At 64.0% G+C, this 26023-nt stretch carries 21 protein-coding genes; 7 read left to right on the top strand and 14 right to left on the bottom strand.

Annotation, left to right across the window (positions count from 1 at the left end):
* A partial coding sequence (locus BT122_RS10335) for a transposase (RefSeq protein WP_072355830.1) occupies positions 1-334 on the top strand: 334 nt, incomplete at its 5' end.
* Positions 335-862: 528 nt separating this feature from the next.
* Here BT122_RS10335 and nudC read toward each other — a convergent pair.
* Positions 863-1741 (bottom strand): NAD(+) diphosphatase, encoded by an 879-nt coding sequence (gene nudC / locus BT122_RS10330; RefSeq protein WP_072355829.1) that lies wholly within the window; start codon positions 1739-1741, stop codon positions 863-865.
* 115 nt (positions 1742-1856) lie between these two features.
* Here nudC and BT122_RS10325 point away from each other — a divergent pair, with 115 nt between their 5' ends.
* On the top strand, positions 1857-2717 hold the full coding sequence (locus BT122_RS10325; protein ID WP_072355828.1) for a DegV family protein: 861 nt from the start codon (positions 1857-1859) through the stop codon (positions 2715-2717).
* Positions 2718-2758: 41 nt separating this feature from the next.
* On the opposite strand, the gene BT122_RS10320 is transcribed toward BT122_RS10325, so the two are convergent.
* Positions 2759-3631: a DMT family transporter gene (locus tag BT122_RS10320; protein ID WP_177242228.1), complete on the bottom strand. Its 873-nt coding sequence runs from the start codon at positions 3629-3631 to the stop codon at positions 2759-2761.
* Between the two features lie 252 nt (positions 3632-3883).
* Here BT122_RS10320 and BT122_RS10315 point away from each other — a divergent pair, with 252 nt between their 5' ends.
* The 3 genes from BT122_RS10315 to larD all read left to right on the top strand — a co-directional run bounded on the left by BT122_RS10315 (position 3884) and on the right by larD (position 6651).
* Entirely contained in the window at positions 3884-4618 is a 735-nt protein-coding gene (locus BT122_RS10315) for an iron-sulfur cluster assembly scaffold protein (protein ID WP_032110297.1), read from the top strand.
* A gap of 29 nt (positions 4619-4647) precedes the next feature.
* On the top strand, positions 4648-5664 hold the full coding sequence (locus tag BT122_RS10310; protein WP_032110298.1) for a GGGtGRT protein: 1017 nt from the start codon (positions 4648-4650) through the stop codon (positions 5662-5664).
* A gap of 261 nt (positions 5665-5925) precedes the next feature.
* The gene (gene larD / locus BT122_RS10305) at positions 5926-6651 is read left to right on the top strand and encodes a D/L-lactic acid transporter LarD (RefSeq protein WP_072355826.1); all 726 of its coding nucleotides are present in this window, start codon (positions 5926-5928) and stop codon (positions 6649-6651) included.
* Between the two features lie 735 nt (positions 6652-7386).
* On the opposite strand, the gene murI is transcribed toward larD, so the two are convergent.
* A complete protein-coding gene (murI, locus tag BT122_RS10300; protein ID WP_072355825.1) occupies positions 7387-8166 on the bottom strand; it encodes a glutamate racemase in 780 nt (259 codons plus the stop codon).
* Positions 8167-8288: 122 nt separating this feature from the next.
* Between murI and BT122_RS10295 the strand changes: the two genes are divergently transcribed.
* A complete protein-coding gene (locus BT122_RS10295) occupies positions 8289-8717 on the top strand; it encodes an FKBP-type peptidyl-prolyl cis-trans isomerase (RefSeq protein ID WP_032110301.1) in 429 nt (142 codons plus the stop codon).
* Between the two features lie 245 nt (positions 8718-8962).
* On the opposite strand, the gene BT122_RS10290 is transcribed toward BT122_RS10295, so the two are convergent.
* The 8 genes from BT122_RS10290 to BT122_RS10255 all read right to left on the bottom strand — a co-directional run bounded on the left by BT122_RS10290 (position 8963) and on the right by BT122_RS10255 (position 20216).
* The gene (locus BT122_RS10290; RefSeq protein ID WP_072355824.1) at positions 8963-10363 is read right to left on the bottom strand and encodes a TrpB-like pyridoxal phosphate-dependent enzyme; all 1401 of its coding nucleotides are present in this window, start codon (positions 10361-10363) and stop codon (positions 8963-8965) included.
* A gap of 799 nt (positions 10364-11162) precedes the next feature.
* Positions 11163-12896: a [FeFe] hydrogenase, group A gene (locus tag BT122_RS10285; protein ID WP_072355823.1), complete on the bottom strand. Its 1734-nt coding sequence runs from the start codon at positions 12894-12896 to the stop codon at positions 11163-11165.
* Complete coding sequence (locus tag BT122_RS10280) at positions 12890-14710, bottom strand: NAD(P)-binding protein (RefSeq protein ID WP_072355822.1); 1821 nt, start codon at positions 14708-14710, stop codon at positions 12890-12892. The genes BT122_RS10285 and BT122_RS10280 overlap by 7 nt, the downstream gene beginning before the upstream one ends.
* 209 nt (positions 14711-14919) lie before the next feature.
* Positions 14920-15393, bottom strand: coding sequence for a DUF1893 domain-containing protein (locus BT122_RS10275; RefSeq protein WP_072355821.1), 474 nt, complete (start codon positions 15391-15393; stop codon positions 14920-14922).
* Complete coding sequence (locus BT122_RS10270) at positions 15380-15979, bottom strand: hypothetical protein (RefSeq protein WP_083432470.1); 600 nt, start codon at positions 15977-15979, stop codon at positions 15380-15382. Before BT122_RS10270 ends, BT122_RS10275 begins: the two co-directional genes overlap by 14 nt.
* Positions 15980-16073: 94 nt before the next feature.
* Entirely contained in the window at positions 16074-17357 is a 1284-nt protein-coding gene (locus tag BT122_RS10265) for an O-acetylhomoserine aminocarboxypropyltransferase/cysteine synthase family protein (protein ID WP_072355820.1), read from the bottom strand.
* A gap of 39 nt (positions 17358-17396) precedes the next feature.
* Positions 17397-18761 carry a class II fumarate hydratase gene (gene fumC / locus BT122_RS10260; protein WP_072355819.1) on the bottom strand — a complete coding sequence of 455 codons (1365 nt, stop codon included), beginning with the start codon at positions 18759-18761 and terminating at the stop codon, positions 17397-17399.
* A 12-nt stretch (positions 18762-18773) separates the two neighbouring features.
* The gene (locus tag BT122_RS10255) at positions 18774-20216 is read right to left on the bottom strand and encodes a CHAD domain-containing protein (RefSeq protein ID WP_072355818.1); all 1443 of its coding nucleotides are present in this window, start codon (positions 20214-20216) and stop codon (positions 18774-18776) included.
* Between the two features lie 290 nt (positions 20217-20506).
* Here BT122_RS10255 and BT122_RS10770 point away from each other — a divergent pair, with 290 nt between their 5' ends.
* Positions 20507-21790 carry an esterase family protein gene (locus BT122_RS10770; protein ID WP_083432468.1) on the top strand — a complete coding sequence of 428 codons (1284 nt, stop codon included), beginning with the start codon at positions 20507-20509 and terminating at the stop codon, positions 21788-21790.
* A 449-nt stretch (positions 21791-22239) separates the two neighbouring features.
* On the opposite strand, the gene BT122_RS10240 is transcribed toward BT122_RS10770, so the two are convergent.
* The 3 genes from BT122_RS10240 to BT122_RS10230 all read right to left on the bottom strand — a co-directional run.
* A complete protein-coding gene (locus tag BT122_RS10240) occupies positions 22240-23562 on the bottom strand; it encodes an SGNH/GDSL hydrolase family protein (RefSeq protein ID WP_072355817.1) in 1323 nt (440 codons plus the stop codon).
* Positions 23563-23689: 127 nt separating this feature from the next.
* The gene (locus tag BT122_RS10235; RefSeq protein ID WP_072355816.1) at positions 23690-25093 is read right to left on the bottom strand and encodes an SGNH/GDSL hydrolase family protein; all 1404 of its coding nucleotides are present in this window, start codon (positions 25091-25093) and stop codon (positions 23690-23692) included.
* The coding region (locus tag BT122_RS10230) for an MBOAT family O-acyltransferase (protein ID WP_286130368.1) at positions 25080-26023 on the bottom strand (944 nt) is incomplete at its 5' end. The genes BT122_RS10230 and BT122_RS10235, both read right to left, overlap by 14 nt.

Raw genomic sequence — 26023 nt, 5'->3', positions numbered from 1 at the left:
GATGACCGAGGCGCTGCGGGCGGTCTACGCCTGCCCGGACAGGGGGTCCGCGGGACGGGAGCTGGACCGCGTCCTCTCCTGGATCGCGCACTCCAACGTGCCCGAGATGAAGGTGGTGGCGAGGACGGTCAGGAAGGAGCGGGAGGGTATCCTGAACTGGTTCTCGAGGAACGCCACCAACGCCATCCTCGAGGGGCTGAACTCCGTCATCCAGTCCGTCAAGCGGGCAGCGAGGGGGTTCAGGAACGTCGAGTACTTCAAGACGATGATATTCCTGAGGCTCGGCCGCCTGGACTTCTCGGCCCAGCTGGCCGTATCATCTGCTACCCACTAGAAACAGCGAAGAGCCAAAAGTTGGGCGCCGGAGTTTTGTGAGCGGTAGCCGAACGGAAACATTGCGGCGATGTGCCGCACACGGACACCGGGGTTACGTGCCGGAAGAAGCGTTTTTATCAGCGCAGCCTGGCGTCTCTCGGTGTCTTTCCCTACGCGAAGGTGCGTCCCGCGAATTGCACAGCCATACTGAGACGGAACTCTGCACAAAAAGGCTCCATCGAACAGGGAATCCAATATCTCTGCATGAAAACGCCCTATCGAACGGCCCATCCGCTTCCGCTACATCAGAAGTTTAACAATAGTTGCATTATTTTGCATATTTCAAAGGCGTTATCGAAATGCATGCAAATATAATTTAGAGTTTGATGTGTGCTCTCCGACAGCACCGTTCGATAGAGCATTTTTATGCAGCAACTTTGCTTTCACAGTTCGATAGAGCATTTTTATGCAACAAGCCGCTTCTAAATCTAAGGGGGACAGCAGGAAGGGGCTGTGATAGTAGGAAATGGCCTTTATCGCGCCGCCCCTACAGCCCCAGCCTGGCTGCGCCCTTCGTGCGGAAGAGCTCGATCATCTCGCCCGTAAGGCTGGCGTGGTCGTTGGCGCGCTCCAGCGGAATCTCCTCCGGCGGAAACCAGCGCGCCTCGGCAAGCTCCTGGTGGTCGGTGCGAATGCGTCGGCTCCCGTCCACGCGACACCAGAACCCCATGAGCAGCGTGTCCGAGAAGGGCCAGGGCTGGCTCTTGTAAAAGCGCAGGTCGCGCACGCGCAGCCCCACCTCCTCCATGACCTCGCGGCGCACGGTGTCCTCCACGGACTCGCCAATCTCGGTGAAGCCCGCGACAAGCGCCCACAGCTTGAGCGCGCGCCCCTGGTAGCGCGTGAGCACGATCCTCTCGCCATCCGTCACGGCGGCAATCACGCCCGGCTGGATTTTGGGGTAGACAATCTTCGCGCAGTTGGGGCACACAATCTCGCGGCTGCGCGGGGCAAGCTCCATGGCGTGTCCGCAGCGCGAGCAGAACCTGTTGTCGCGATACCACGAGGCAAGCTGGGAGCCCACCGCCGCGGCAAATGCCAGGTCGGCCGGGCCAACGCCGCGCAGCCACCCCACACGCTCGTAGGTGAAGCCCGCCGGCGTTGCAACCTCGTCGTCCAGTGCAAGGAAGAAGTCATCCTCGCCAATGCGGAACGCGAACACGGTGCGCTCCGGCGGCGTGGGATAGTCCGCAAGACGCGGCAGCTCGATCATCTCGCCCGACGAAAACTCGTCCGCGCCGCGCTCGCCTACGGCCACCACGCGCACGAGCGCCGAGCGGTCACGGTAGTGCAGCACGTAGCTCTCGGCCTTTGCCTCCTTGGGCTCGAAGTGGTTGTCGTACGCCTTGCCCGTCTCCTGGATCACGTCAGCTCCTCCCCGATGAGACAAAGGGACTGTCCCTTTGTCTCATGCGCCAAGATACCCCTACAATAGCTATGAGATGCGTTGGAATATCACCATCCAGGCTGCGGAGGCAACCATGGCAGACTACATCCTCGTCACCGAGTCCGGCTCCGACATCCACGAGGAGACCGCGCGCCGCCACGGCATTGTGGTGGTCCCCATGCACGTGAACTTTGGCGACCTCTCACGCGACGACGACTCCTTCCCGCCCGAGGAGCTCTACGAGTACTACAAGACCACGGGAAAGCTCCCGCAGACCTCGGGCTGCACGCCTGCCGACTTCAGCGCCGCCTTTGACCGCATCCACGAGAAGTACCCCACGGCCAAGATTCTCTACCTGGCCTACTCCGCGGCGACCACGGTCTCCTACCGCAGCGCGCACCTCGCAGCCGAGGGGCGCGATTACGTGGCCATGATGGACACAAAGTCCGTCTCTTGCGCGCTTCGCCTTGTGGTGACCAACGTCGCCCGCATGATGGAGGTCAACCCCGACGCCACAGAAGACAAGGTCGAGGCCTTCGTCGATGACCAGGTGCGCCGCATTCGCTTTGCCTTCGTCCCCGGCGACCTCGACTACCTGCGCGCGGGCGGGCGCCTCTCCAACGTGGCGTTTCTCGGCGCGACCCTTTTGCGCATCAAGCCCACGGTCGAGGTGCTCGACGGCAAGCTCGTGGCAACCAAGAAGCGCCGCGGCACCATGGTCAAGTGCGTAGGCCAGCTCGTCGAGGACTTCGTGACCCGCGAGCCCATGGACCTCTCGCGCGTGAACCTCACGTATACGGTGGGCAACGCGCCCGACCCTATCATCCGCGCGCTGGTCGAGAAGATCCTGCGCGACCACGGCGCGCAGGAGATCGAATGGGTGAAGTCTGGCTGCGTGATTGCGAGCCACTCCGGCCCGGGCGCCTTTGGCATCGCGGCGGTGGCCGCCGAGTAGAGCAGGCACACAAGACCCGCGCCGCCACATCCCTGTGCCGCTCACGCCCGCTGGGCCGTGGCCCTTCTCGCCAGCAGCATGGGCCCAAGCTCGCTCGCAAGCACTCCGAGAAACACCAGCGAGAAACCCAGGACCAGCTGGGGCGTGAGCCGCTCGTGGTAGAAGATGACGCTCGCGATGACCGCAAATACGCTCTCCAGCGAGAGGAGCAGCGCAGACTGAGCCGGTGGCACAACGGTCTGTCCCACGTTCTGGATAAGCGTTGTCACGCAGGACGAGAGAATCACCAGGTAGGCAAGGGCAAGCCAGAACGAGGCGCCAAGCCCGGACAGCGCCGGCGCCTGCTCGCCCAGGGCCAGCGAGAACACGGCGCAGGTCAAAGACATGAAGCCCAGCTGCACAACAGAGATGGTGGTCATGTCGTGCGAGCTGGTGAACCTGTCGACAAACACGATCTGGAGTGCAAAGAACACCGCCGAGAGAAGCGTGAGCCACTCGCCGGTCCCCAGCGACGGACGCATGTCGTCCCCCAGCGAGATGAGCGCGATTCCCACAATGCTCAGGAACGCCGCCACCAGGCTCGACGCGCCCGGACGCCGACGGATCACCACCCAGTTGATGAACGGCACCAGCACACAATAGATAGCGGTGAGAAAGGCACTTCTCCCCGGCGTCGTGTAGGCAAGGCCAACGTTCTGGACGGCAAACCCCGCGCCATACAGCACGCCCAGGATTCCTCCCGCAAGAACGTGGCTCCAATCAAAGTTGTCGCGCAGGCGCTTCCAGAAGATCGCCGCCATGAGCACCGTGGCCATTAAGAAGCGAATGGCCATGAGCCAGCACGCGGGTGCCACATCCAGCGTGTCTTTGATGATGACAAACGAGGCGCCCCAGATGACGGCGCAGGAAAGCATCCCGAGCTTCCACGCCCACATGGGAGCGGTTCGTATGTCTCGCGTGTTTTGCATGCGGGCGATTATACGACCCGGGAACGGTCTCACATAGCGAGCGCAGGGATTTTTCTCACGCTCGTCTCCGCAGCCCCGTGCATGCCGTAAACTTAAAAGCGCTGGAGGATTTCCGGCACCAGAGCTCTAACCGGCATTGCCGGCAACGATCGCGTCGGTGCAAGGGGCATCGGCGAGGGAGTTCGGAGAGGAGAACACATGCAGTATTCGGCAGAAGTGGAGCGCATGTGCCCGGTTGCCAAGGGTGCATACCACGGACCGGCGCCCATCCCCGAGGAGGGCAAGTGGGTTCAGGCCAAGGAGATCACTGACATCTCCGGCTACACCCACGGTGTTGGTTGGTGCGCCCCGCAGCAGGGTGCCTGCAAGCTCAGCCTCAACGTCAAGAACGGCGTCATCGAGGAGTGCCTCATCGAGACCATCGGCTGCTCGGGCATGACCCACTCCGCCGCCATGGCCGCCGAGATTCTCCCCAAGAAGACCATCCTCGAGGCCCTGAACACCGACCTCGTGTGCGACGCCATCAACGTCGCCATGCGTGAGCTGTTCCTGCAGATCGTCTACGGCCGCAGCCAGACCGCATTCTCCGAAGACGGCCTGCCCATCGGCACCGGCCTCGACGACCTCGGCAAGGGCCTGCGCTCCATGGTGGGCACCATGTACGGCACCGCCGCCAAGGGTGCCCGCTACCTCGAGCTCACCCAGGGCTACGTCACCCGCATGGCCATCAACAAGAACGACGAGATCGTGGGCTTTGAGTTCCTCAACCTCGGCAAGTTCACCGACGCGGTCAAGGCCGGCGTCGACCCCGCAGAGGCCGTCCAGAAGGCCATGGGCCACTACGGCCAGTGGGATCAGGCTGTGAAGTTCATCGATCCTCGTACCGATGAGGAGACCCACAGCACCGAGTCCACGTTCCCCGTCCACGAGTAACTCCGAGTAGAGAGAAGGAGGTACAGCACATGGCCATCACGTTCGAAGGCTACGAGCGCCGCATCGCCCAGATCAACAAGGCGTGCGAGCAGTACGGCATCAAGGACCTCGAGGAGGCCCTCAAGCTCTGCACCGACCGTGGCTTCAACCCCTATGACATCACCACCGGCATCCAGTCCATCGCGTTCGAGAACGCAAAGTGGGCCTACACCCTGGGCTGCGCCATCGCGCTGAAGAAGGCTGAGAAGGGCGAGGTCACCACGGCCTCCGAGGCTGCCGCCGCCATCGGCGAGGGCCTGCAGGCCTTCTGCGTCCCCGGCTCCGTCGCCGACGACCGCAAGGTCGGCCTTGGCCACGGCAACCTGGGCGCCATGCTCCTTGGTGAGGACACCGAGTGCTTCGCATTCCTGGCTGGCCACGAGTCCTTCGCTGCCGCCGAGGGCGCCATCGGCATTGCCAACAACGCCAACAAGGCCCGCAAGAAGCCGCTCCGCGTCATCCTGAACGGCCTTGGCAAGGACGCTGCCCAGATCATCGCCCGTATCAACGGCTTCACCTACGTGAAGACGCAGTTCGACTACTACACGAGCGAGCTCAAGATCGTCGAGACGATTCCCTACTCCGACGGCCCGCGCGCCAAGGTCAACTGCTACGGCGCCGACGACGTCCGCGAGGGCGTTGCCATCATGTGGCACGAGAACGTCGACATCTCGATCACCGGCAACTCCACCAACCCCACGCGCTTCCAGCACCCCGTCGCGGGCACCTACTTCAAGGAGCGCGTGCTTGCCGGCAAGAAGTACTTCTCCGTGGCGTCGGGCGGCGGCACCGGCCGTACCCTGCACCCGGACAACATGGCTGCCGGCCCCGCCTCCTACGGCATGACCGACACCATGGGCCGCATGCACTCCAGCGCGCAGTTCGCCGGCTCCAGCTCCGTGCCTGCGCACGTCGACATGATGGGCCTCATCGGCATGGGCAACAACCCCATGGTCGGCTGCACCGTTGCATGCGCCGTCGCCGTCGAGGAGTCCCTCAAGAAGTAGGCTCGCGCCTCTCGGCACTGCTCTTTGCGCTGCACGGTTTTCAGGGCCGTCACCTTTGGGTGGCGGCCCTGTTGTTGTATGTGCGAGGTTCTCGCCCAGGTGATTTGGAAGCGCCTTTCTCCAAAGCCGTGCAACTTATGCGTTTCTCTCGCAGAAAAAAGTAAATATCCTCATTTTGTTCCATAACCGGTATGATTCTTGCTGCGAACGGCAGATTCATCCCCACATCTATCACAGGCAGCACAGCGAGAAGGAGCCTCCATGCCCTACAACATCCTTGCCGAGTTTGGGAGTACAGCCCTCATGATCATCTTTGGCGTTGGCGTCCACTGCGACACCGTGCTCAAAGGGACCAAGTACCAGGGCTCCGGTCACATGTTCGCCATCACCACGTGGTCGTTTGGCATCTCGGTGTGCCTCTTCATCTTTGGCGGCTCTATTTGCATGAACCCCGCCATGGCGCTTGCGCAGTGCATCCTTGGCCTGGTGCCTTGGAGCATGTTCATTCCGTACGTGATCGCCGAGATGCTCGGCGGCTTTGTGGGTGCCGTTGCCGCGTGGTTCATGTACAAGGACGAGTTCAAGGAGTCCGAGGGCGTGGTTGACCCCATCGCGCAGCGCAATATCTTCTCGACCAACCCCACCAGGAACAACCTGCCCCACGACTTCTTCTGCGAGGCGTTCTGCACGTTCTTCTTCATCTCGGGCATTCTCGCCATCGCGCACTACGCCGGCGACAACCTGCTGCTGTGCGCCATCTGCGTTGGCCTTCTGGTGTGGGCCGTTGGCATGGGCATGGGCGGCATCACCGGCTTTGCCATGAACCAGGCGCGCGACCTCGGGCCCCGCATGGCCTACCAGGTGCTTCCCATCAAGGACAAGGCCGACAACAACTGGAAGTACGGCCTCACCGTCCCGGGCCTCGCGCCGTTTGTGGGCGCGACGGTGGCAGCGCTCTTTGTGCACGGGTTCCTCGGCATCTTCTAGGAGCCAGAACATAGCGAGAACCACGGCCGGCCCCTCTGGGTGCCGGCCTTTTTCTTTGCCGTAGCCCCCTCTTCCTTCTCCCCTTCCGCTTCCCCCTTACCTTCTTTAGCGGTTTTTGAGAACGATGATTGCCGCGAACCGCGGAAACGTTGGGCCCGTTTCTCAGAAACCGCTAAAGAACGACTGGGCGGATGGGTGGGTGAGGCCCCCTCAGCTTCGTCCGTGGCCTCGCCTCGGGGCATCGGGCCTTCTCGGTAGAAATTATTGCGCGAAATTTCTTGATATTGAGATACTCAACTGTGCGAATGCTTGAGTCATGAGAAATATCGCGCAATAACGAAGGGACAGCCAAGGTGCTAAGCCGATAAGAACCTCAAACAGGAGACCAGATGAGGCGAATCCCTCTGCTCCACCTGTGGTTTGTTCTCGGGGTGCCCTGCTTCGTCTTCCAAGATTATTGCGCGAAATTCCTTGATGTAGTGGTTGCCAACTGGGCGAACGTCCTATTGACGAGGAATATCGCGCAATAACAACGAGCGGCGGCCAAAACTTGCTCCGGGCATAACTGCCAGCCGCAAAGTTTAGCTCCCTTTCTTAAAACCGGTACTCGTTACCTGCGGAAACGCAACGGCAGTTTAAGAAAAGGAGCTATTCTCCGCAGAGAGAGGCACCGGGGGAGGCACGAATCGGGCACCGAGAGGGGCACGGCCACGGGCCCTCGCCGTCGGCAGGCCCCTAGCGCTGCGCCAGCTCGAAGATCCGCTGGTAGAGCGCCAGTTCGTCCGGGGTATCGATGCTCGAGCGAAGTTCCACGCTCCCCACCTGGGCGCTAGAGGCGAGAAGTCCCGCCGCCTCAAGTCGGCGGCGCGTCTCTCGCGCCGTGCCCTCGCCGCCATCAAAGAGCGGCACGTCGCCCATGACCTCGCAGATCTGCTCGCGGACAAGCGGATAGTGCGTGCAGCCGAGAACCACCGAGTCGACCTTGCCGCTCCACGGGCCAAGGTAGCGCTCGAGCAGCTCGTGGATTGCGGGCGACGCGGGGTCGCCCTTCTCGATGAGGTCGGCCAGCCCCACGCACGGCACCTCGATGACCTCGGAATCCGCGCCCCAGCGGTCCTCGAGACGCTGGAACTTGCCCAGTCGCAGCGTGGCTGCCGTGGCCATCACCAGGATGCGGCGGTGCTGCGGCGCGAGCGTTGCCGGTTTGAGTGCCGGCTCCACGCCAATCACGGGAATGGTGGGGTACTCCGTGCGCAGCGCCTGCGCGGCAACGGAGGTGGCGGTATTGCAGGCGATGACCAGCGCCTTTGCGCCCTCGTTCACAAGCGAGGCGGCAATGCGCCGCGAGAGCTCCAGGACCTCCTCGGGGGGCTTGTCACCATAGGGCGCATGGGCAGAGTCGCCAAAGAAGACAAAGCGCTCGTGCGGCAACTCGGCGACAAGGCACCCCAGCACCGTGAGGCCGCCCACTCCCGAGTCGAACACCCCCACAAAACCTTTGTCCTGCTCCGCCATGCGTTCCTCCCCACGATACCTGCATGGAACCAGTATGCCACTCGCAGCCGCAGGTATTGTGGCGTAGAGTTGTTGCCATTGCAGCCACAAGCGGCCGTGCGCGGCCGCCCCAAGGAGGACCCATGAGCAACGCAGGCAAGAAGGTCAAGGTGCACTACGTTGGCACCCTCGACGACGGTACCAAGTTCGACTCGTCCCGCGACCGCAACGAGCCGCTGGCCTTCACGTGCATGGCCGGCCAGATGATCAAGGGCTTTGACGCGGCCGTCGACCAGATGACCGTCGGCGAGACGAGAAACGTCCACATCCCCGCCGCCGAGGCCTATGGCGAGAGGCGCGAGGACCTCGTCCAGACGCTGCCCATCGCCATGATGCCCGGCGCCGAGAAGCTCTCGGTGGGCGACCGCGTGACGCTGGCAACCCCCTCTGGCCAGCCCTTCCCCGCCCTGGTCGCGGCCAAGGACGACACCAACATCACGTTCGACCTCAACCACGAGATGGCCGGCAAGGACCTCAACTTCGAGATCGAGCTCCTCGAGGTGGAGGAGTAGTTCTCGCCACACCCCCGGCGCCGAACTCACCGATGGCGCCCGGGGGCGCCTTTTGGACGAGAACCCCGCTATACCAAGCGCTCCGGCGTCATTCTGGCGCCGGAGCGTTCACTTTGTACGCGATAGCTGCGGTAACGTACCTTCCGGCGCCAGATTCTCGCCGGAAGGCCGGTTTTCGTCGGTGGCGCCAGCCCAACGGCGCCGGCACCAACGCACCCGAGAAGCACCGTCGCGGGCAAGCGCCCCTACTGCAGGCCGGGGATGTGCGGGATGGTCGCGAAGCCCGCCTCGAGCTCCTCGTCGGAAGGGATGTGGTCCTCAAGCTCGCCCTTGTTGAACTTGTCGTAGGCAACCATGTCGAAGTAGCCGGTGCCCGTGAGGCCAAAGAGGATGGTCTTCGCCTCGCCCGTCTCGCGGCACTTCTCGGCCTCGCGAATCGCCTGGAGAATGGCGTGCGAGCTCTCGGGCGCGGGCAGGATGGTCTCGAGCTTGGCGAACTGCTCGGCCGCCGCAAAGACGTCGGTCTGCTTGACGGCCACGGCCTCCATGTAGCCGTCGTGCTTGAGCTTGGAGACGATGGGGCTCATCCCGTGGTAGCGCAGGCCTCCGGCGTGGTCGGGGCTGGGGATGAAGCCGTTGCCCAGCGTGTACATCTTGCAGAGAGGGCAGGTCTGACCCGTGTCCGCAAAGTCGTACGCGTACACGCCGCGGGTGAGCGTGGGGCAGCTCGCGGGCTCCACGCCAATGAAGCGCGTGTCGGGGTGGGTGCCGTTGAGCTTGTCGCGCATGAACGGCGCGATGAGGCCGCCAAAGTTGGAACCACCGCCGCAGCAGCCAATCACGATGTCCGGGTACTCGCTCAGCTCGGCGAGGGCCTCGTAGGACTCAAGGCCAATGACGGACTGGTGCAGCACCACCTGGTTGAGGACGCTGCCCAGCTGGTAGCGGCCCTTGTTGCCGGGGACGTTGAGCGCGCGCTCCACGGCCTCGGAGATGGCGGTGCCGAGAGACCCGGTGCACTCAGGGTCTGCAGCCAGGATCTTCTTGCCTGCCTCCGTGGTGGGTGAGGGCGACGGCGTGACCCTGGCGCCAAAGGTCTCCATCACGTTACGACGGAACGGCTTCTGCTCGTAGGAGCACTTGACCATGAAGACGTCCAGGTCAAGGCCATAGTGCGCGGCAGCCTCGGAGAGCGCGGTGCCCCACTGGCCGGCGCCCGTCTCGGTGGTGATGTTGGTGATGCCCTCGGCGTAGGCGTAGTAGGCCTGCGCCAGCGCGGAGTTCAGCTTGTGCGAGCCCGAGGTGTTGTTGCCCTCGAACTTGTAGTAGATCTTCGCGGGCGTGCCCAGTGCTCGCTCCAGGTTGTACGCACGGCAGAGCGGACTGGGACGATAGACCCTATACATCTCCATGACCGGCTCGGGAATCTGGAAGTACGGCGTGTCGTCGTCGAGCTCCTGCTCGCAGAGGGCGCGCGCAAAGACGGGGGCGATGTCGTCCACCGCGGCCACCTTGCCGTTGGGGAGGCGCATGGGGTCGGGCTTCTCGGGCATGTCCGCGCGCAGGTTGTACCAAGCGGTGGGAATCTGGTCCTCGCGCAGGTAGATGCGATAGGGGTCCTTGGTTGCGGTCTCTTCGGAGCTCATGGTTCTTCCTTTCTGTTGCCGTGCCTTCGTCGCTTGTCGATTGCCTGCGGGATGCCGCCCGCGTACAAAAAGAGGACCCCCGGAACTTGTCCGAGGGCCCTCTGTGTATGCGTATATGCGCGGGTGGCCGTCGTCAGTCCGGAAGGGAGTCAGTCCTTGTCCACCACCACGCACCAGCGCACGCGCGTGCGACGAGAATAGCGATGTTGGCGGAGAGGGACATTGACGCTTCCTTCCTGTGGTTGACGATGGCTGTGACTCTACCAGACGTTTGTTGCGGTGACGTTACGATGTGCCCGGTTTTTTCAACTACTGCAGTTGCAACGCAGGGGACTCGTTCTCCCCCAGTGCATCGAGGTCGCCTTCGTTACACCAATTTGTGGTTTTTTGCACCGAACTCGCCTTCGTTACACGTGGTTCCAGCGATACCAGAAGTACTTAACCCTACATATATGCATAGGTCAATCACTTAGCCCCATATGTTGGGTTGCGTTACCTCACTCTACTGGACGCGGTACCAAAATCAGGTGTAACAAAAGGCACTTCGGCGCAAAAAATCGAAAAATCGTGGAACGTAGGGGCTTTCGACGCACTCTTCCGCTATCACTCGCGGACGAAGATGGTCGGGATCTCTGCCCCTTGCAGTAACGCACGCTCCGGCGAGAAAACGGCGCCCGAGAGGGCCTTTCGTACGTAATCGCTGCTAGAACGTGCCCTCCGGCGTCAATTTGGCGCCGGAGGGCCTCATTTCGTCAAAGACCAATGAGACGGCCGAGAAACACCGCAACTAAGGTGGCTACTACGCCTCTCTCGGCATCTTCCACGCGTGCTGGTTGGTGTGGAGCAGCTCCTCCGCGCGCTCGGAGAGCGGCGCACCCAGGTAGTCGCGGTAGACCGCCTGAATGGAGGGGTTCTCGTGGCTGCGGCGCAGCTTGGCTACACGGTCAAGGCCCCACAGCACGTCGCCGCGAACGCCCGCAAGCTCCTCGCCGTCGTGGATGGGCAGCCCGCCGCCGCCAGAGCAGCCGCCGGGGCATGCCATGATCTCGACAAAGTCGTAGGAGACCTCGCCGGCCTCGAGCGCGTTGAGCAGCCGGTTGGCGTTGCCCAGGCCGCTCGCTACGGCCACGTGCAGTGTGGTGCCGGCAATGTCGAAGCTGGCCTCCTTCCAGCCGTCGAGGCCGCGCACGTCCTTGAACGCGTCGGCGTCGCAGTTCTCGCCCGTGACCAGGTAGTACGCCGTGCGCAGGGCTGCCTCCATGACGCCGCCAGTAGCGCCAAAGATCACGGCGGCACCCGTTGCCGTGCCAAGTGGCTGGTCAAAGTCCGTCTCGGCAAGCGAGAAGACGTCGATGTGCTCGGCGCGGATCATGCGGTCCACCTCGCGCACCGTGAGCGACACGTCCACGTCGGGATCGCCACAGGCATCGTTCATCACGGGGATGTCGACCTCGGCCTTCTTGGCCAGGCAAGGCATGATCTCCACGCAGAAGATGCGGTGCGGGTCCACGCCCAGAAGCCCGGCATAGTAGCTCTTGGCGATGGCGCCAAACATCTGGCCGGGCGACTTTGAGGTGGAGAGCTGGTCGGTGAAGCGCGGGTGGCGCGCCTTGCAGTAGCGCACCCAGCCGGGGCAGCAGCTCGTGAACATGGGGAACTTCACGCCCTCGGGGTGCTTTAGGTGCTCAACCAGCTCGGAGCCCTCCTCCATGATGGTGAGGTCTGCCGAGAAGTCCGTGTCAAACACGTAGTCGAAGCCCATGCCCTTGAGCGCGGTGACCAGGCGCTGCGCCGTGGCCTTCTCGCGCGGCAGGCCGAAGGGCTCTCCCCAAGCCGTGCGCACGGCGGGCGCCACCTGCACCACCACGATCCTGTCTGGGTCCGCCAGGGCGTCGAAGACGCGGTCGGTGTCGTCGCGCTCGCGTAGCGCTCCGGTGGGGCAGTGGGTGATGCACTGGCCGCAGAGGGCGCAGTCGGAGTCCTCGATCAGGCCGCCACCGCGAACGCCCACGCAGGTGTGGCTCGAGCGGTTGGTGAGGTCCCAGATGCCCTCCGCCTGGACCTTCTCGCACACCTGGATGCAGCGAAGGCAGTTGATGCACTTGTCGTTGTTGCGGATGAGCGGGAAGTCCTGGTTCCAGGGCTGGTGCGGCAGGTGCTTGGTGTAGGGCAGGCTCGTGATGCCAAGGTCGTTGGCGACCGTCTGCAGCGTGCAGTTGCCGGAGCGCACGCAGCTCGTGCACTCGGAGTCGTGCTGCGAGAGGAGAAACTCCACGTTTGCCTTGCGCGCCATGCGCACCTTGGGGCTGTTGGTGCGCACCACCATGCCGTCAAGCACGGTGTTGTTGCAGGCCGCCACCAGCTGGTCGATGCCCTCGATCTCGACCACGCACGCCCTGCACGCACCAATCTCGTTGATGTCGCGCAGGAAGCACAAGGTTGGAATGTTGATGTTCACGGACCTGGCCGCATCCAGGATGGATGTGTGCTCCGGGACCGTGACCTGCTTGCCGTCGATAGTAAGGGTTACCACTGCTCGATCCTCCCCCCGCGGAACGCACCAAAGCCAAAGTGATCGCACCTCAGGCACCTCGATGCCTCCTGGTGGGCCTCTTCCTCGGTGAGCCCGTTCTCGATGAGGTCAAAGTCGCGCTTGCGGTCCTCGGCCTCGCGCAGCGTCATCTCGCACCTGGCGCAGCTCGTCTTGCCCTTGAACTGTACGGGCGGCAGCTCAACGTCGAGCGTGACCTGGTGGTTGAAGCCCAGATAGTTGTCGATGTTGCCCGCGGCTACCTTGCCTGCGTTGACGGCACGGATGACCGTGGCAGGGCCACTCTGGCAGTCGCCGCCGGAGAAGACGCCCTCCATGCCGGGCACGGCGGAGTCCTCCCCCACGTCGATCCTGCCGCGCTTGCAGGGCACGCCCTGCTCCTCGAAGGGACCAGACTCGATTGCCTGGCCAATTGCCACCACCACGCGCTCGCAGGGAATGACCTCTTCGGGGGCGTCCGCCTGCCGCGGGGCAAAGCGCCCGCGGGAGAGCCCGCCAATAATCTGCCGCTGCACGCGCAGGCCGGTAACGTAGCCGTCCTGAGACTCGATGGCAATGGGTGCGTGAAGCTCAAGAAGCTCGCAGCCTTCAGCCTTGGCGCCCGCGATCTCCTCGTCCTGGGCCGTCATGTCGGCCACGCGGCGGCGGTAGACGATGGTGACCTTCTTGGCACCCAGACGGATGGCGGAGCGTGCCACGTCCATGGCCACGTTGCCGCCGCCAATCACGCAGACGCGCTCGTGCGAGAAGTCCGGGCGGACCTCGTCACCCAGGGCACGCAGCATCTCGACGGCGGAGAGCACGCCCACCGAGTCCTCCCCGGGAAGGCCCAGCTTGCGGTCCAGGTGCGCACCAATGGCTAGGTAGACCGCGTCGTAGTCCTTGCGCAGCGCAGCGAGGTCCTCGACCTTGGTGTCGCACTTCACCTGGATGCCGCAGTCGAGAATCCACTGGATCTCGGCGTCAAGGCGCTCGTGGGGCAGGCGGTAGTTGGGTATGCCGTAGCGCAGCATGCCGCCCAGCTTGTGCCGTGCCTCGTAGATGGTCACGTCGTGTCCCATGACCGAGAGGTAGTAGGCGCACGAGAGGCCCGCGGGGCCGCCACCCACAACGGCCACGCGCTTGCCGGTCTTCTCGGCCATGTTGGGTCGATAGTCCGTCTCCATGTGGTCTACGGCAAAGCGCTTGAGGCCGCGGATGATCATGGGGTCGTCGACCATGCCGCGACGGCAGTTCATCTCGCAGGGGTGCTCGCATACGTAGCCGCAGACCAGCGGCAGCGGGTTGTCCTTGCGGATGAGACGCACGGCATCCGTGTAGCGGCGAGCCTCCACCAGGCTGATGTAGCCGGGGATGTCCACGCCCGCCGGGCAGCCGGAGACACAGGGCACGAGCTGACTCTGCGTGAAGCCGCAGGCGTGCTTCTGGACATGGTGCTCGAAGTCGTCGCAAAAGCCGCGGATGGCCGTGAGCGCCATGTCGCCGGCCTCGTAGCCAATGGCGCAGTCGGCCGAGAGATAAATCGTGCGCGCGGTGCGCTCGATGAGGTCGAGCGTGTGCTCGTCCGCGCGGTTCTCCAGGACGTCGTTCAGGAGGTCAGAGAGTGCGCGCAGGCCAACGCGGCACGGCGTGCACTTGCCGCAGCTCTGCGTGGCGCACATGTTGACGTACGCCGCGGTGAACTCCACCGGGCAGGGGGCGAGCGAGCTTACCGCAAGGCGCCGACCAAGCGCCTCGTGCAGGCTGTCCATCACAGCCTGGGCCTCGCTACGCTGCATGACATGAAGCCTAGCCATAAGGTCCTCTCCTTGTCGTTTTCGCCCTTGCTGGGTCCCCTCCCGAAAGGGCGCATAGCGTTTCGAGTTTCGCTGTTGGCATATAGGCCAGAAACGTAAAATTCTACGAGCGGTACGAAAGGAGGAGTGGACGCCGTTGTCCACCCCTCCAAATGAAACGGTCGATGTCATGCGAGAAGCCCCTGGGCGTCGCATGCAGGCGAGCACCGCTACTGCCGGGAGGCAGGTCCTCCGGTATCGGCCAGCCTCTTCAGGCACCCTCGGATGGCCGCAAGACCCGCCTCGGGCTCATCGGCGCTTGCCACCGAGGCGTCTATCGGGCATTGGCCAGTCCTTTGCGCATTGAGAATCGTGTCCACCTCAAGGTCGCACGTGGCAACAATCCCCCGGTCTACCAGCACCTTCTCTGCCGAGAAGGACATCACCGGGGCATGCACCGCCCTCGGCCCCAAGAGGCAGTACAAAAGCGCGGGCGCCTTCCCCACCACCTTGTCCGCAACGGAGAAGCCCTCGAGGCTGGTGCCAGCGGAGACCCACTCGAGCAAGGGTCGCACGCCCCGCGCCTTGCTCGTGAGCACGGCGTCGCCCTTGACGGCTGCCACGGTAATTTCGTCCGCCGAGAGGAGCCCGCAGGCACGCGCCATGTCGGCGGCGCCTGGCTCGGGCGTGCTAGTCCCTGCCATGGTGCAGCTCCGCCCGCGTGACCACGCGCATCATGAGGGGAAGGGACACCCACTGGATCACAAGACCGGGGAGCCCCGTCCTGGCCACCGAGAGGACCGTCCCGAAGACGTCGACGCCGGCGCTCCCAGTAAGGGCGGCGAGCAGGGCAAGGACCACGGCGTAGACCACGATGCCCGCGGCCTCGGACACCAGGACCTTCGCAATCCAGGGGAGCCTCTTCGTTGCCAGCAGGCCGCACGCGAGACCAAAGGTCGCGACCTCGGGCACCATAGCCAGAAGCGGCAGGGGGCCGGCGGGCATGCCGGTGAGGGCAAAGCTCACGAGCGGCGCCAACGCGCCGGCAACGAGGCCGGACGCGGGGCCGGCGAGAAGACCCACGGCCATCACGGGAAGAAACATGGGCAGGAGCACCTGGCCCACCGCTGGCCCCAGGCCGAGCGCGGCGCCGAGAACGTGCGCCGCCTGTGGCAGCGCGACGGCCGCGGCAACGGCGACACCCGCGGCAAGCGCGCGTGCGGAGGGGGTCCTCACGACCGTGGCGGAAAGCGTTGCCTCACCAGCGAGACCATTCGAGCTGAGTTGCATGTCGTTCCTCCTTCTGCGTATGGCGCAAGAAGCGCCCTTCTCGGATGCCGCGAGCGGCTTGCAGCAGCGGCACCCCGAGCGAGTTGTCGCTCCCCTACACCCGCGCCAGGGCCTGCTCCACGTCTGCCACGAGGTCGTCGGTTCCCTCGATGCCGCAGCTCATGCGCACCATCGCGGGAGAGATGCCGGCCGCCACCAGCTCCTCGTTGGTCATCTGGCGATGCGTCGAGGACGCCGGGTGCAAACAGCAGCTCCGCGCGTCGGCCACGTGCGTCTCGATGGCAAAGACGCGGAGCCCGGCCATGAAGCGCTCCGCCGCCTCGCGGCCGCCCGCGACCTCGAAGCTCACCACGCCGCAGCTTCCGTTGGGCAGGTACTTCTCGGCAAGCTTGTGGTACGGGTCATCCGGGAGGTCCGGGTAGCGCACGGACGCCACCTTGTCGTTCGCGGAGAGAAACTCCGCCACGGCGCGCGCGTTCTTGCAGTGCTGCGGCACGCGCACGTGCAGGCTCTCGAGGCCGAGGTTCAGGTAGAAGGCGTTCTGCGGGCTCTGGATGCTGCCAAAGTCGCGCATGAGCTGCGACGTTGCCTTGGTGATGTAGGCACTGGCCTGGCCGAACTTCTCGGCATAGACAATGCCGTGGTAGGACTCGTCGGGCGTCGTGAGCCCGGGGAAGCGCTCGGCGTTTGCCATCCAGTCGAACTTGCCCGAGTCCACAATGGCACCGCCCACGCACGCACCGTGGCCGTCCATGTACTTGGTGGTGGAGTGGGTCACGATGTCCGCGCCCCACTCGATGGGACGGCAGTTGATGGGCGTGGGGAAGGTGTTGTCCACGATGAGCGGCACGTCGTGCGCATGCGCGGCGGCGGCGAACTTCTCGATGTCGAGAACCGCGAGCGCGGGGTTGGCGATGGTCTCGCCAAAGACGCACTTGGTGTTGGGGCGGAAGGCCGCGTCAAGCTCCTCGGGCGTGCAGTTGGGATCGACGAACGTGCACTCGATGCCCATCTTGCCCAGTGTATGGGCGAGAAGGTTGAAGGTGCCTCCGTAGATGGCGGAGCTTGCCACCACGTGGCCGCCGGCCTCGCAGATGTTGAAGACGGCAAAGAAGTTGGCCGCCTGGCCGGAGCTGGTGAGCATAGCAGCGGTGCCGCCCTCGAGCGAGGCGATCTTGGCTGCCACGTGGTCGTTCGTGGGGTTCTGGAGACGCGTGTAGAAGTAGCCCGTGTCCTCAAGGTCAAAGAGGCGCCCCATGGCATCGGAGGTGTCGTACTTGAAGGTGGTGGACTGGACGATGGGCACCTGGCGCGGCTCGCCGTTGCCCGGCGTGTAGCCCGCCTGCACGCAGCGGGTCTCTATGCTCTGCTCGCTCATGAGAACTCCTCTCTGCGGTGCGCGCGGGTAACCCCGCGATCACACCATCTCTTCCGGGTGAAACACCTCGTCGAAGCGCTGTGGCGTGAGAAATCCAAGCTCAATGCAGGCGTCCCGCAGGCTCGTGCCCTCGTCGAAGGCCTTGTGGGCCACCTTTGCCGCATTCTCGTAGCCAATGTAGGGGTTGAGGCAGGTGACCAGCATGAGGGAGCGGTGGAGGTTCTCGTCCATGCGCTCCCGGATGGGCTCGATGCCGCTCACGCAGCGCTCGTCGAAGGAGCGGATGGAATCCGCCAGGAGCCGCGTGGACTGCAGGAAGTTGTACGCGATGACCGGCATGAAGACGTTGAGCTCAAAGTTGCCCTGGCTGGCGGCAAAGCCGATGGTGGCGTCGTTGCCCATGACCTCAACCGCAACCATGGTCACGGCCTCGCACTGGGTGGGGTTCACCTTGCCCGGCATGATGGAGCTGCCCGGCTCGTTGGCAGGGATGCGGATCTCGCCCAGCCCGCAGCGCGGACCGGAGGCCAGCCAGCGCACGTCGTTGGCGATCTTCATCATGTTGGCGGCAAGCGTGCGGACCGCCCCGTGCGCAAACGCGACGGCATCCTTGCCGGAGAGAGCCGCGAACTTGTTGGGCGCCGAGACGAACGGCATGCCCGTGAGGCGGGCGACCTCCGCGGCAACGGCGGCGTCAAAGCCAGCAGGAGCGTTGAGGCCGGTGCCCACGGCGGTGCCGCCGAGCGCCAGGCGATAGAGGCCGGGCAGCGTGACCTCGAGCTGCTCGCGCGAGTCCTCCAGCAGGCCGCGCCAGCCAGAGACCTCCTGCGAGAAGGCAATGGGCACGGCGTCCTGCAGGTGCGTGCGCCCGCACTTGACGATGCCGGCGCTTCTCTCCTCAAGCTGCCGCAGCGTGGCCACGAGCTGGTCGATGGCGGGGAGAAGGTCCTGGGTGATGGCCGTGGCGGCAGCGATGTGCAGCGCCGTGGGGAAGGTGTCGTTTGAGCTCTGGCTCATGTTCACGGAGTCGTTGGGGTGCAGGCGCCGCTCGCCGGCGATGGCGTTGCCGCGGTTGGCGATGACCTCGTTGACGTTCATGTTCGACTGCGTGCCCGAGCCCGTCTGCCACACCACGAGCGGGAACTGGTCGTCGAGCTTGCCGGCGAGAATCTCGTCCGCCACCTGGGCGATGAGCTCGGCGTCCTTCTCGTCCATGCGGCCGAGAGACGCGTTTGCCAGCGCCGCGGCCTTCTTGAGCACCGCGAACGCGCGGATGATCTCGTGCGGCATGCGCTCGGTTCCTATGGGGAAGTTCTCGTGGCTGCGCTGGGTCTGGGCGCCCCAGAGGGCGTCTGCGGGGACCAGCACCTCCCCCATCGAGTCGTGCTCGCGGCGGTACTCCATGGGCCGCGCCTCCTATTCCGCGGGGGTCTCGGGCGTGGCGTTCTCGGTGGGGGCGGTGCTCTCGACCTCAGCGGCGTCCGCGGCAGGCGCCTCCTCGGACAGCGCACCCTCCTCCTCCGCGGCCTCGTCGCTTGCCTCGCGGCGCTTCATGCCAGAGACAATCGCCGAGACAACCTCGCCCTGGTCACGCCCAGCCACGCCAAGATCCGCGCGAACCCCGCGGAAACGCGGGCTGTGGCGAAACTCGTCTGCCAGCGTCGCGTTGGTGCGAGCGTTGCAAAGCGCACCCAGATCGCGCTGGATCTCGTCCATGTACTGGCTCATCTGCGCACGCTCGTCGCCCAGCACCACGCCCAGGCGATTGGCCACGTAGTGAAGCTCCTTGGCGTCGCGGCGGGCGTCATAGACCGCGTTGGCGCTGGAGAGGTCAAGACCAAAGAGCGCCTGGTCGAGGGCATCAAGCTCCTCGTCGAAGCGGGACTTGAGGTCCTCCTCGTTAAGGCCGCGCGCAAGCACGGACTTCTTCCAGCGAAAGCCCGAGAGCTCCTCGACCAGCGCGTCGAGCTTCTTGACGAACCCCTTCTTGCGCACCAGCTCCATGAACGAGCTGCGCTCGAGCTTGCGCTCGTGGGCGCACGCAACGGGGAGCAGGCTGTTCTCGCCCAGCTCGCCCGCCTCCACAAGGTCATCGACCGTCTGGGAGAAGATGTCGATCCCGCGCAGGCGCGCGGTGGCGTCAAGCAGGTTGCGCAGGACCTTGTCGGCGCGCTCTGCCTGCTTCTTAGACTCCCAGGGCGCAAGGAACGAGACGAGCGAGCGGAGCCTGCGCACGGCCATGCGGAAGTCGCAGAGGGCATCGGCGTCGTCGGGGTTGTTAAAGAAGCGCTCGGCGCAGGCGGCAAGCTCGCCGGCAGATGCGGTGACCTCGCCCTCGATGGAAACAAGCGAGCCCCACACGCTGGGCTTGGGGCCATCCACAAACCAGAGGAGCGACGCGGGTGCCGGGGTGGCCACCTCGCCCTCCGCCGCAGCTTCGGGCTGTGGCAGCTCGAGCGCCAGCGCGGCACCCTTGTTCAGTCTGATGGTCATGCCCAACAGGCGCGACGCGATGGCATCAAGCGAGGGCACGTGGCCAACGATGACCACAGTCTCCTCAGGTGTAGTGGCAATCTGTGCGAGAATGGCGTCCACGTTCTGGTCGTAGAGGGTCTGGTCGACCTCGATGCCGTCAACGCCCAGCACGTTTGCGACCACCTGCGCCGTCTGCATGGCGCGGATGGCGGGGCTTGACCACACGTTTATGTCGTCGTAGTCCTCAAGCAGCGAGAAGGTACGCGGATACGCAATCTCTAGGGCATGCCTGCCGTCTGGCGTGAGCTCGCGGTATAGATCCGACGAGCCATCCGGTGCCTTCTCGGCCTTGCCGTGCCGCACGAGAACAAGGGTCCTGACCATGAGACAACCTCCGCAAACGCAACGCTTACCCCTACCTGAACCCCAACGCCCACATGCGAGCGATACTCGCATGAGGTTTTAGCATAGCAGTACCCCGTGACAGCCGCGTAAACTGCGCACTCCGGCGGTCGGCCAAGTTCGATGGACGCGGTTACGTCTTATTGGCACGCAGCGCATGAATGGATAACATAACGGCGGTCCTGCATTCCTCAGATTGGAAAACCACCCGAAACGCAGTTTTGCTACCATAAAGCTGCAACCTTGAGACATTAAATGAGGGGAGCGGTCAGATGAATCGGGAAACGGTAACCGCGCACAGCAAGAACCTCGGCAAGGACATGAGCATCCGCGTCTATGGTGAGTCCGGATGGCCCATCGTCGCATTTCCTATCCAGGACGCGATGAGCGACTGCTACGAGCAGTTCGGCATGGTCGACGCCATGAAGGACTACATCGAGAGCGGCAAGATCCAGCTCTTTGTCCTCGACTCCGTCGATGCTGAGGGCTGGTCCGACCGCGGTGGCGACAACGTCCTGCGCGTCAAGGTAATCGAGGCGTTCTACAACTACGTGTGCGAGGAGGTCGTTCCCTTCGTGCACGAGCGCAATAGCTCTGACCTGCGTCCGCTTACGATGGGCTGCTCGCTTGGCGCCACGCACGCCCTTGTCGCCTTCCTGCGCCGCCCGGACCTCTTCCAGGGCGTCATCGCACTCTCCGGCGGCTACGACGCGCAGTTCTTCTTTGGCGACTGGATGAACACCACCCTGTACTTCAACTCCCCCGTTCACTTCCTGCCCAATACCCCGCACGACCACCCCTACATCGACCTCTACAACAGGCGCGAGATTGTCCTGTGCTGCGGCCAGGGCGCCTGGGAGGAAGAAGGCCTGCGTACCGAGCACATCGTGGACGACGCCTTCCGCGCGCTGGGCGTGGATGCCTGGTGCGACTACTGGGGCAACGACGTTGACCACGACTGGCCCTGGTGGCAGAAGCAGGTCCAGTACTTCCTGCCCTACGTGCTGGACGAGGCCGAGAAGTACCACGCCGAGGAGGTTGCCGAGGCTGCGAAGAACGCGCCGGCCAAGCCCGTGACCGCCAAGAAGGCCGCTGGCACCAAGGCCACGCGCACGTCTCGTACCAAGGCGGCGCCGGCAAAGAAGGCGGAGCCGGCAGTGAAGAAGGCCGCTCCTGCCGCCAAGGCGGCACCTGCGGCGAAGGTTGCACCCGCAGCCAAGGCAGCACCTGCGGCGAAGACGGCTGAGAAGGTGGAGCCAAAGGCCGCGCCAGCTACCAAGGCGGAGCCAAAGGCCGCCGCGGCAAAGCCCGCTCCCGCCAAGAAGCCGGCCCCCGCAGCCAAGGCTGAGCCCGCTAAGAAGCCTGCTGCCGCCACCAAGCCGGCTCCCGCCAAGAAGGCGGCCCCCGCAGCCAAGGCCGAGCCGGCCACGAAGCCCGCTGCCGCCGCGAAGCCTGCTGCCAAGTCCACCGCTGCCGCCAAGGCACCCGCAAAGAAGGCCACAGCCACAAAGCCCGCGGCAAAGAAGACGACGCGCACCCGTAAGTCGGCCCGCTAAACCCCCAATATCCCACGCAACCAAAAGGCGAGACAGGAACTTCTCCTGCCTCGCCTTTCTCGTACGCCTCGTTGTTCTCGCCCCTGCCCTTCATTCTTTATCGGTTTCTGAGAAACGGCCGCTGCATTTGCCCAGTTGGCAGCCAGTGCAATTCTCAGATTCCGCTAAAGAACGGAGAAGGGCAGCGGAGAGACGGAGAAGAGGCTCCATTCCGGCAACTCAAACCATACGTGCCGCTCTCCTTGCAGAGAATAGCTCCATTTCTTAAAACCGATTGCGATGACCTGCGGAAATGCGGCCGACGTTTAAGAAAAGGAGCTATTCTCTGGCAAAAGGGCCTACGGAAATGCACCTTCAGGCGAGAATCGGGCGCCGATAGGCGCTTCTCGTACGGAATCGCTGCCATAACGGCCCCTCCGGCGTCACCAGGCGCGCCCGCGGCGCCCCTTTTACGACGAGCTCCACACGCAGTAGCGCTCGAAGTCCTCGCCAGACCCCACCTGCCGCGCGTTCACCCGCACCGAAAGGCTGCCGTCCGCCGGCACCGCACAGGTCACCGTGGCGTCGCTGCTCCAATCACGCAGCACGCTGGTCACGTTGCCGTCCGCGTCACACAGACAGAACTGGTACTCTACCTGCACGTTTGTACCTGTGTACGGCGTTGCCGTAAGCGTCGCCGTCCCATCATCAACGCTTCCGTCAAGCTTCACCGCCGAGATGTAGTCAATCGACGCCAGGTAGTCCGACCACCCCTCATACGAGTAGGACATCCCCGAGACGTCCCCGCCGGCGTCAAGCCGACCAAGGTACTCCGCAAGCATTGCCGAGAAGGCCTCCGCACCCGTGGCATTGAGGTGCTCGCCGTCTGCAAAGTCCTCGGCAGTTGGGGCGTAATAGTCGTCCTTCAACAGGTTGGCGTCGAGAAACACGCCACCTCCGGACTCGACCAGGTCGCGCATCCTTGTCATCTGCTGGGGGTACTCCTCCCCGTAGCAGAGCACGTTGAAGGCAGGTCTCGGCGTCACCACAACCACAAGCTGCACGTCATTCTCGTTGCAAAGATCAATAATCTTCTGCAGCGTGGCCATGTTCTGGTCGGTGAAGTCTGTAATCGCATGGCTTGTTGTGGACATGGCTGCCGTAGCATTGCTTGTGTCCAGCAGGTAGTTGTAGTTTCCATACCCCTTGCCAACATAGGACCAGCCGGACTCGCGCACCTTGGCCGCCTTGATGGGCGTGGTCCCGTCAAGCCGCATGCGCAGGTTGTTCTCGACACTCTGAACCCCGCCCTTCTCATGCGCAATGATCCAGGGAAAGAGAACCTGTAGGAACTTCGAACCGGTAAAGAAGCCGGAGCTGGTGAGCAGCCCCGCATAGTCACCAATCGCCTTGGGCAGCGACTCGTAGGCCGCCTTGGTCTGCACGTAGGTGACATTGGCCTTGTCCCAGCTGCCAAGCGACATGGTCTCGTAGTCAAGCCCCAAGATCACCCGCTTCACGCTATGGCCAGAGATGGCCTCGCTCACTGCCAGGTAGCTGTCCTCGAGCGGCTGGGCGGGCGTCGCAAGTGTAAAGCTGGTGGTGCCAAGCGCGTTATCAAGCACATTGGGGTCAATCGCGCGCTGCGCCGTCGAGGAGCCAACAACTACGGTGTCAATGTTTTGGCTAGCCGCCGAGAAGTACTCGGACCACACGACCTCGCTCGTCGAGCCATACGGGTAGAGCGCGTAGACGAGAAGGACGTCCACACCAACAACGATGGCGAGAATCACCAGAGTCTCGACAACACACCTCAGGGGGCTTCGCGGCCCCTTGGAGGCGCGGCCTCCCGCATTTTTCGATGACACAAGAAGCCCCCCTCAAGAAAAGGCAAGCGAAACCAACATGCCAATGCCCACGCTAGTGAGGCAGCCCTTGCATGCAAAAGCGATCGTAGTCCGCCGTGGAGCCCACCTGTCGGGCACACACCATAACATCGCCATGTGACCCTTGGGGCACGTCGCAGCTGTCCGAGCTGCCCCAGTCCTGGAGGACGGTAGTGCCCCCGTCCTTGCCAACCAGCAGGAACCGGTACTCCACCTGGACGTCCGTGCCGGTGTATGCCTGGGCAGAGACAACAGCATCGCCATTGTCAGCCTTGTCGACCCGCGACACCACGGCCGAAATCTGGTGGATTGAGGCCAGGTACTGGTCCCAATCGCTGTAGGAGTACGAGAGGGACTCCACGTCCTGCCCCGCATCGAGCGCCTGAAGCACGCCCGCAAACGCCTGCGAGAAGCGCGTAGCGCCAGCGTAGTTGAGGTGCTCGCCATCCGCAAAGTCCCCGTCCTGAGGACTGTACGTCTCGGCGTGCAGCATGTTGGCGTCCACGAAGGTGGCGCCCTCTGCCTCGACCACCTGCTGCAGACGCGACATCTGCTCGGGGTACTTCTCGCCGTAGACCAGCACGTTGAACGCCGGCCGCGGCGTCACCACCACGACAAGCTGCACGTCGTTCTCTTTGCAAAGCTGAGCGATTGCCGTCATTTGGTCGAGCAGTGTCTGCTTGAAGTCATCCAGGCCGTGGATGGAGACAGACGTGTCCTCTCGCGCCCGCGAGTAGTCGATGACGCTGTCGTAGTTGCCGTAGCCGCGGCCGTAGTAGGTCCAGCCGCCGTTCACGACCTTAGCCGCCTCAAGGACGTTGTCCCCGCTCATCCGCTCGCGCACGTTTGCGACGATGCTCTCACGGTTAAGCTTCACGTGGTTGTAGCCCCACGGGAAGAGCGCACAGAGCGAGTCTGCCCTGCGCATGAAGGAGGGGCTCACCAGGAGCTTCCAGTAGTCGGCAGCCGCCTGAGGAAATGGCTCGCCGTCCATCTTGGCGCGGGCGAAGGCCACGTGCGAGCCGGACCAGTTCTCATACGAGAGCGACTCGTAGTCCACCCCCAGGATCACCCGGCGCACGTGATGGTCCTCGATGGCCTGCTTGACCGCCGTGTAGGAGTCATCGAGTGGCTGTGCCGGCGTAGACATCGAGAAAGTGCTCGTACCCAGCGCGCTGTCGAGGACGGACGGATCAAAGGAGCGCTGGGCCGTAGAGGAGCCAACGACTACGGTGTCGATGTTCTCCCCCGCAGAGGCACGGTACTCACTCCACATGACGCTCGAGAGCGAACCATACTGTTCGAGGGCAAACGAGCAGATCACGTCAAAGGCTACAATGACGGCGACCACAACCAGCGTCTCGACGATCCGCCTGTGCCAGCTGCGGGGGGTTCCGCCAGAGGCGGCGCCAGCGCGCCTCTCCTTAGAAGTTGGCATACATGAACCCCCCTGCGGCGTTCTGCGTGATGTAGCTCGTCACGACGATGAGCCCAATCACCGCGGAGTAGAACACGCCGCGCACCACGCAGTTCCAGCTCAGAATGCGTCCATCAACGTCCACGCCGCGCTCCTGCGCGAGGCTCACCACAAAGACAAGGAGGCATGCCACAGCCGTGAAACCCATGAACTTGAGCGCTGAGCCGCGAACGCCCGCCTGCAAGAGCCACAGGGAGAACTGCTGGGGCGCAAAGTTGGTGAACGTGTTGCGCAGGCAGAGCAGGCTGTCGCCGAAGTCGTAGATGCGGTCGAAGTACCAGCCGATGTTGACGACCACGAAGGTGCGCACCACGCAGAAGACGCGGTGGGCGCGCGAGGAGGTGTCCACGCGCAGGGCCTCGTTCGCGCGGCGGAAGGCCGGGGCGAGGAGGTCGGCCAGCGCGATGACCAGGCCGTTGTAGAGGCCCCAGGCCACGTAGTGGGGCTCCGCGCCGTGCCAGAGGCCGACGATGAGGAACACGAGGAGGTTCGCCACGCAGGCGGGCAGGGTGCGGCCCAGGTGCTCCCCCAGGCGCGAGGCCCTGGCGCCCAGCGCCCGCATGGGGCGCGAGACCGCGAACGGGAAGAACACGTAGTCGCGCATCCAGGCGCCGAGCGTTATGTGCCAGCGGCGCCAGAAGTCGGCGAGCGAGACCGAGAAGTACGGGCGGCGGAAGTTCTCTGCCATGCGCACGCCGAAGAGCGAGGAGGCCGCCTCCACCATGTCGATGCCGCCGGAGAAGTCGCCGTACTGCTGGGCCGAGTAGAGCAGGACGCCGAAGGCGACGACGCTGCCGGGGATGCCGGGGGTGACGTTGGAGAAGATCTGGTCGATGGTGCCAACGAGCATGTTGGCGATCGCGTACTTCTTGAGCGCGCCATAGCCAAAGC

The sequence above is a fragment of the Olsenella sp. kh2p3 genome (assembly GCA_900119625.1).
GTDB lineage: Bacteria > Actinomycetota > Coriobacteriia > Coriobacteriales > Atopobiaceae > Tractidigestivibacter.
The sequence above is the reverse complement of the archived record's forward strand: the minus strand, read 5'-3'. Positions and strand labels throughout refer to the sequence as shown.